Source organism: Streptomyces sp. NTH33 (genome assembly GCF_003236365.1).
Lineage (GTDB): Bacteria > Actinomycetota > Actinomycetes > Streptomycetales > Streptomycetaceae > Streptomyces.
This window is the reverse complement of sequence record NZ_POTZ01000657.1, coordinates 1-2,926: the sequence shown is the minus strand read 5'-3', so window position 1 is coordinate 2,926 and position 2,926 is coordinate 1. Positions and strand designations below refer to the sequence as shown.

The window sequence follows — 2,926 nt, the reverse complement described above, 5'->3', positions numbered from 1 at the left end:
CTGAACCGCCCCTGCCCCCCGTTCCTCTGGTTCCCCAAGGTTTCCCGCACCCCGAACAAGCCGAGGAGAGAACGACGCATGACCGGATCCGACACCGCGCCCACCCGCATCGACACCAGCAGGCCGCACCCCGCCCGGGTGTACGACTGGTGGCTGGGCGGCAAGGACAACTACCCGGTGGACGAGGAGCTGGCCCGCGGGATCCTGGCCGCGGACGGCACCGCGGTGCGCGGGGCGCGGGCCAACCGCCGTTTCATGCACCGCGCGGTGCTCACGGCCGCGGAGGCCGGGATACGCCAGTTCCTGGACATCGGCACGGGCATCCCCACCGGGCCCAACCTGCACCAGGTGGCCCAGGGGGCCGCCCCCGAGTCGAGAGTGGTGTACGCCGACAACGACCCGGTCGTGCTGCGGCACGCCGAGGCGCTGCTGCACGGCTCGCAGCAGGGCCGTACCGACTACGTCCACGCCGATGTGCGCGACCCCGGAACGATCCTGCGCCTGGCGGGCGAGTCGCTGGACCTCGGTCGGCCGGTGGCGCTGTCCCTCGTGGCGCTCACCCACTACCTCTCGGACGACACGGACGACGTGTACGGCCTCCTGGAGCGCTACGTCTCCGCCCTCGCCCCGGGCAGCCTGGTGATCCTGTCCCAGGTCACCCAGGACATCAGCCCCGAGGGCGTGGCCAGGGCGGCGGACCTCTTCCGCCGCGGCGGCACCCCCTTCCACCCCCGCACCCACGCGGAGTTCTCCCGCTTCTTCACCGGCCTCGACCTCCTCGACCCGGGCGTGGTCCCGGTCCTGGCCTGGCGGCCGGGCCCGGAGGACGCCGAGGCCCTCGCCGAGGGCGCGGTCCCGGTGTACGCGGGAGTGGCCCGCAAGCCCTGACGGAACCGGCCGGGCGGCGTCAGGCCGCTCCGTCCTTGGTGTCCCGGTCCTCGTCGACGATCTCCGCGTCCACCACGCCCTCCTCGTCCTGGGGAGCGGTGCGGGGGCCGGTGGGTTCCGAGTCCGAGGCCGTCTGCTGGGCCTGGGCGTACATGGCCTGGCCCATCTTCTGGCTGACGGAGGCCAGCTGGTCGATGGCGGTGCGCAGGGCGGGGGTGTCGGCGTTGTCCTTGAGGAGGGTCTTGACCTCGGCGGCGGCCGTCTCGACCTCGGACTTGGTGTCGGCCGGGATGCGGTCGCCGTTCTCGCGGAGGAAGTTCTCGGTCTGGTAGACGAGCTGCTCGGCCTGGTTGCGGGTCTCGGCGGCCTCCCGGCGCTTGCGATCCTCCTCGGCGTACTGCTCGGCGTCCCGCATCATGCGGTCGATGTCGTCCTTGGGCAGCGCCGAGCCGCCGGTCACGGTCATCTTCTGCTCGCGGCCGGTCGCGAGGTCCTTGGCGGAGACGTGCATGATCCCGTTCGCGTCGATGTCGAAGGCGACCTCGATCTGCGGCACCCCGCGCGGGGCGGGCGGCAGCCCGGTGAGGTCGAAGACGCCGAGCTTCTTGTTGTACGCGGCGATCTCCCGCTCGCCCTGGTAGACCTGGATGCCGACCGAGGGCTGGTTGTCGGTGGCCGTGGTGAAGATCTCCGAACGCCGGGTCGGGATCGTGGTGTTGCGCTCGATCAGCTTGGTCATGATGCCGCCCTTGGTCTCGATGCCCAGGGACAGCGGGGTGACGTCGAGGAGGAGGACGTCCTTGACGTCGCCGCGGAGCACGCCCGCCTGGAGGGCGGCGCCCACGGCCACCACCTCGTCGGGGTTGACGCCCTTGTGCGGGTCCTTGCCGGTGAGGTCCCGCACCAGGTCGGTCACCGCCGGCATCCGGGTGGAGCCGCCGACGAGGATCACGTGGTCGATGGCCGACAGCGCGATGCCCGCGTCCTTGACCGACTGGTGGAAGGGCTTCTTGCAGCGGTCCAGCAGATCGGCGGTCAGCTCCTGGAACTGGGCCCGGGTGAGTTTCTCGTCCAGGTGCAGCGGGCCCTCCGCGGAGGCGGTGATGTAGGGCAGGTTGATGGTCGTCTCGGAGGACGCCGACAGTTCGATCTTGGCCTTCTCTGCGGCCTCGCGCAGCCGCTGCACCGCCATCTTGTCGTTGCCGAGGTCGATGCCGTACTGGCCCTTGAACCGCTTGACCAGGTGCTCGACGACCCGCTGGTCCCAGTCGTCGCCGCCGAGGTGGGTGTCGCCGTTGGTGGCCTTGACCTCGATGACGCCGTCGCCGATCTCCAGCAGGGACACGTCGAAGGTGCCGCCGCCGAGGTCGAAGACCAGGACCGTCTGCTCCTCGCCCCGGTCCAGGCCGTAGGCGAGCGCGGCGGCCGTCGGCTCGTTGATGATCCTGAGGACCTTCAGGCCGGCAATCTCCCCGGCCTCCTTCGTCGCCTGCCGCTGAGCGTCGTCGAAGTACGCCGGCACGGTGATCACCGCGTCCGTGACGTCCTCGCCGAGGTAGGCCTCCGCGTCCCGCTTCAGCTTCTGCAGGACCCGCGCGGACAGCTCCTGCGCCCGGTAGCGGGTGCCGTCGACGGAGCCCTTGTCGGGGAAGCGCCAGTGCGCGTCCCCCATGTGGCGCTTGACGGAGCGGGCGGTGCGGTCCACGTTCGTCACCGCCTGCCGCTTGGCCACCTCACCGACCAGCACCTCGCCGTTCTTGGCGAACGCCACGACCGACGGTGTGGTCCGCGCGCCCTCGGCGTTGGCGACGACGGTGGGCTCGCCGCCCTCCAGGACGGCCACCACCGAGTTCGTCGTCCCGAGATCGATCCCGACCGCACGTGCCATCTCCGTCCCCTTCCGCCAGGGTCTCCTGTTCTCCAGCAAAAAACTTGAGTGCGTTGTTGTCAATGCCGAGTACCCCGGCGGCTGCGGAGGTGAACACGGAAACGCCGGTGCCGCACCCCGGGGCGGGGTGCGGCATCGGCGGACGGGGGA

Annotated in this window: 2 protein-coding genes; one reads left to right on the top strand and one right to left on the bottom strand. The window is 71.0% G+C overall.

Features of this window, described 5'->3' with window-relative positions; genetic code table 11:
* The first annotated feature begins 78 nt into the window (after window positions 1–78).
* On the top strand, window positions 79–888 hold the full coding sequence (locus C1I97_RS34520; protein WP_111006924.1) for an SAM-dependent methyltransferase: 810 nt from the start codon (window positions 79–81) through the stop codon (window positions 886–888).
* 19 nt (window positions 889–907) lie between these two features.
* On the opposite strand, the gene dnaK is transcribed toward C1I97_RS34520, so the two are convergent.
* A complete protein-coding gene (gene dnaK / locus C1I97_RS34515; RefSeq protein WP_111006923.1) occupies window positions 908–2,776 on the bottom strand; it encodes a molecular chaperone DnaK in 1,869 nt (622 codons plus the stop codon).
* Window positions 2,777–2,926 lie beyond the last annotated feature (150 nt).